5 protein-coding genes and 1 pseudogene are annotated in these 3,793 nt (G+C 73.8%); 3 read left to right on the forward strand and 3 right to left on the reverse strand.

From position 1 onward, the window contains the following. The first annotated feature begins 161 nt into the window (after positions 1–161). Positions 162–674 (forward strand): peptide-methionine (S)-S-oxide reductase MsrA, encoded by a 513-nt coding sequence (gene msrA, locus G3I53_RS00555; protein WP_164332596.1) that lies wholly within the window; start codon positions 162–164, stop codon positions 672–674. Positions 675–767: 93 nt separating this feature from the next. Here the strand turns inward: msrA and G3I53_RS00560 are convergent, their stop codons facing one another. Then, on the reverse strand, positions 768–1,244 hold the full coding sequence (locus G3I53_RS00560) for a carboxymuconolactone decarboxylase family protein (protein WP_164332597.1): 477 nt from the start codon (positions 1,242–1,244) through the stop codon (positions 768–770). 206 nt (positions 1,245–1,450) lie between these two features. On the opposite strand from G3I53_RS00560, the gene G3I53_RS00565 reads away from it, so the two are divergent. Next, positions 1,451–1,675: a hypothetical protein gene (locus G3I53_RS00565; protein ID WP_164332600.1), complete on the forward strand. Its 225-nt coding sequence runs from the start codon at positions 1,451–1,453 to the stop codon at positions 1,673–1,675. Between the two features lie 62 nt (positions 1,676–1,737). Here G3I53_RS00565 and G3I53_RS00570 read toward each other — a convergent pair whose 3' ends face one another. Together G3I53_RS00570 and G3I53_RS00575 are read right to left on the reverse strand one after the other, a co-directional pair. Continuing rightward, entirely contained in the window at positions 1,738–2,229 is a 492-nt protein-coding gene (locus G3I53_RS00570; RefSeq protein ID WP_164332598.1) for a DUF5949 family protein, read from the reverse strand. Positions 2,230–2,510: 281 nt separating this feature from the next. Beyond that, positions 2,511–2,966: a phospholipase gene (locus G3I53_RS00575; protein WP_164332599.1), complete on the reverse strand. Its 456-nt coding sequence runs from the start codon at positions 2,964–2,966 to the stop codon at positions 2,511–2,513. A gap of 250 nt (positions 2,967–3,216) precedes the next feature. On the opposite strand from G3I53_RS00575, the pseudogene G3I53_RS00580 reads away from it, so the two are divergent. After that, positions 3,217–3,793: pseudogene (locus G3I53_RS00580) on the forward strand (hypothetical protein); the annotation flags it as partial.

Consider the following 3,793-nt stretch of genomic DNA (forward strand, 5'->3'; position numbering starts at 1 on the left):
CGCACCCGCAGCCCGGCCGCACCCCGGCCCCGCCCGCCCGGCCGCCGGGGCCGCCCGGAACAATCGGCTGCCGGAAGCGGTTGTCACTGCTGAACGAACGGCTGTCCGCCCGGGCCCACGCCCGGCGGAGCCGCCGCCGACGCGGGAGAAGGGCGTAACGAATGACGAGGACCGAGGAGAAGGCGCTGCTCGCGGGCGGCTGCTTCTGGGGCATGCAGGAACTGATCCGTACGTTCCCGGGGGTCCTGAGCACGCGCGTGGGCTACAGCGGCGGCGACGTGCCCCACGCCACCTACCGCAACCACGGCACGCACGCCGAGTCGATCGAGATCACCTACGACCCCGCCGTGACGGACTACCGCACGATCCTGGAGTACTTCTTCCAGATCCACGACCCGTCCACCGTCAACCGCCAGGGCAACGACATCGGGACGAGCTACCGCTCGGCCATCTTCTACTTCGACGACGAGCAGAAGCGCATCGCCGAGGACACCATCGCCGATGTCGACGCGTCCGGGCTGTGGCCGGGCAAGGTGGTCACCGAGGTCGCCCCGGCCGGCCCCTTCTGGGAGGCCGAGCCCGAGCACCAGGACTACCTGCAGCGCTACCCCGACGGCTACACCTGCCACTTCGTGCGGCCGGGCTGGCGGCTGCCGAAGCGCGCGGAGGCCTGAGCCGCCGTCCCACCGCATGCCGCGGGGGCACGCCCGGATTCCCGGGCGTGCCCCCGCCGCGCGTTCCGGCCCCGGTGGCCGGGGCCGGGCCGGTCAGCCGAACTGCCCGGGCACGTAGCTGCCCGCGGGCTGCTGGTTGATGACGTTGATCCGGTTGTAGGCGTTTATCAGCGCGACGAGGGACATGAGCGCCACGAGCTGGTCCTCGTCGTAGTGCCGGGCGGCGTTCGCCCAGACCGCGTCGGGGACCCCGCCGGCCCCGTCGGCGAGGCGGGTGCCCTCCTCGGCCAGCTCCAGGGCCGCGCGCTCCGCCTCGGTGAAGACCGTGGCCTCCCGCCAGACGGCGACCAGGTGCAGCCGCTGGTGGCTCTCCCCGGCCGCGACGGCGTCCTTGGTGTGCATGTCCGTGCAGAAGCCGCAGCCGTTGATCTGGCTGGCCCGGATCTTCACCAGCTCCTGGGTGGCCATCGGCAGCCCCGAATCGGACAGGGCCCTGCCCGCCGAGTTGATGTGCTTCAGTACCTTGGCCGCGAGGGCGTTGCCGAAGAAGTCGACACGGGCATCCGTCATGATCTCTCCTGGGTCGGTCGTCATTGGGGTACACACCCCTGACGGAGCGGCACGACGCGGTGTGACAGGGAGAGAATGTGGCGTGCGTCACCAGGCCGGCGGAGGGAATCGCCGGGTCCGGGGAGCGGGAGGTGCCCGGGGTGAGGGGCGAGGATGTCCTCGACGAAGGGCGGGACGACATGGGCGGGCGGGGGAGCGGAGCGTCGGTGGCCGAGCGCCGGGAGTGCGACTGGACGGACATGACACCGGGCGACTTCGACCGGGAGGCCCCGCTGTGCCTCAACGTCGGCACCGGCCCGGTGGTGGTGCCGGCCGAGCCCGACGAGTACGGCACCGCCCCGCTGTTCGGCCAGGAGGCGGCCGGCCGACGCCCCGGTCCGCGCCGCGCGCCGCGTCCGCCGGCCCCGGGTGAGCAGGGCCGGCTGTTCTGAACGCGTCGCGTCGGGAGGTTTTCTGACGGATCGTCAATCACCTTGCGGCGTGCGGCCTCCGGTCAGTTGCGCAGGCCGCGCACGGGCAGCAGGACGTGCGCGGCGGAGGTGAGCGTCTCCTCCTCCTCGGTGAACGCGGCCAGGGTCTCCAGGTCGCCGGGCTCGGCGCCCTCGGGCCAGGGACGCGTGGCGAAGATGAGGTAGACGTAGGCGCGTTCCTCGGCCGCGGCCACCCACTTCGGCGGCGGGACGAACTGCGCGTTGAGGTGCGGCATGGTCAGCGAGGCGGCGCCGGGCACGAGGAGCACGCCGGCCGACTGCCCCTGCAGCCCGGTCGCGTCGACGAGGCCGCCGTTCGCGGCCAGCCCGGCGCTGTCCAGCAGCTGCCGTACGGCGTCGGCGCCCGCGTCCGGGCCGTTGGCCCCGTCGCCGAGCGAGCAGGCGAGCAGGAAGGGGATGTCGCCGTCAGGGGTTTCGCGGCGCCAGGCCATCACGACCAGGGAGCCCAGGTCGGCGGCGCGCCACGGCTGCGTTTCGGTTGAGGTCGAGGTCACCGCGGAACCGTATCGACGTGCCATGCCCGTCCCCGGCCCCCGTCACCCGGATGGGCGATGCCGCCGTCCGGTCTCCACACGTACGAGGGAAGCGGGGTGCGGGCGGCTTCCCGGCGGTCCTCACCGGAGAATGCGCGGGAGCCCGCGGACCATTTCGCCGGCCACGCGGACCGGCGGCACGGCTCCGCTGCGTGACGCCCGGTGCCGTGCCCGGCCGGGGGCCGCGGACCGGTCCGGGCGGCGCCGCTCCAGTGGGGTGAGCGGCGACGCCCGGCCGGCGGTCAGCCGAAGGCCCTGACGGCCTGGTAGTAGGTCCACGCGGTGCTGTTGCACGCGGTCTTGGTGGCCCCGCCGTACCCGGCGCAGACCCGCTTGAGGTCCTCGTAGAAGGCGCTGTCGATACGGGACTTGTGGGCGGAGAAGGAGCCCATGGCCTTGTAGTTGCGGTAGCCGAAGTCGTGGCGGGCGCACGAGGTGGAGAAGGGGAAGCCGAAGGGGTTGTCGGGGGAGGAGGAGCAGTAGTCGGTGGACCAGTCGAAGCCGTAGGCGGCCCAGGCCGACTGATTGGCCCGGGCGGCGTTCCAGCTCTGGTAGCTGGACGCGCTGGTCTGGGTCCAGCTCGACAGGACCTGGGCCTTGTCGGCGGGGGCGGCGTCGGCGGCGGTGGCGGTGCCCAGGACCGTGACGACGGCCAGAGCGGGGGCGGCGAGTGCGGTGGCGAGTCTTCTTCGGTGCATCCCACACCTCCACAGGGCTGCGGCCCGGCCATCGGACCGCAGGTGCATGACAAATGGATGCCCGGTACGGCACCTCACTCACACCTCCGGACACCCGACGGCACGTCAACTCCTCGCCCGCCAGTGCCCGGTGACGGAGGCACCCGCGGAAAAGGCCCTGACAGAACGCCCGCCCCGGGGCTATGCTCCCCGCGATGACGACCCACCGTGCACACAGATGGGGGGTCCCGTCCGCGCCAGGTGAGTGCTGATGCACCCACCGGCCGCCCACGGGAACTCCCTGCCCTCGTACTGGCAGCGCGTGCGTGCGTACGCCGTGCCGCCCTCCATGATCGAGACGGCCACCGCCCGCCGCCGCGCGGGTGACTGGGCCGGCGCCTGCGCCGCCGCCCACATCGACGTCGACCTCCGCCCCCGCGCCCTGGCCCGCAGCCACGGCCGGGACCTCGCCGACCGGGTCCGCGCGGACCTCGCCCGCCTGGCACCCGACCTGCTGCGCTGGCACATGCCGAGGACCGCCCCCGACGGACTGCTGCGCCCCGGCCTGACGGTCCCTCTGGCCCGTTACGACCCCGCGGCGGGCGACGGGACCGCCCCGGTGTACCTGGTGGTCCGGACACCACCCGCCCGGGCCGACGGCGGACAGCGGTTCAGCCTCACGCTGTGGGACGGCGAGCGTCTGCGCGACGGCGCCCGCCGGCACCCGCACCCACGGCCCTCCCGCCGCTTCCGCCTGGACCTGCACCGGCACCTGTGGGACGCCGGCCGGAGCGGCGAGCTGCGGACCCGGGCCGGCTCCGGCCGCCCGCCCGACGGACTCGCCGGGA

The organism is Streptomyces sp. SID14436 (assembly GCF_010548465.1).
In the GTDB taxonomy this organism is placed as follows: Bacteria; Actinomycetota; Actinomycetes; order Streptomycetales; family Streptomycetaceae; genus Streptomyces.

Excerpts from the sequence above, each read along its gene's own strand:
- msrA (WP_164332596.1), top strand. The coding sequence starts at position 162 with ATGACGAGGACCGAGGAGAAGGCGCTGCTCGCGGGCGGCTGCTTCTGG.
- G3I53_RS00560 (WP_164332597.1), bottom strand. The coding sequence starts at position 1,244 with ATGACGGATGCCCGTGTCGACTTCTTCGGCAACGCCCTCGCGGCCAAG.
- G3I53_RS00575 (WP_164332599.1), bottom strand. The coding sequence starts at position 2,966 with ATGCACCGAAGAAGACTCGCCACCGCACTCGCCGCCCCCGCTCTGGCC.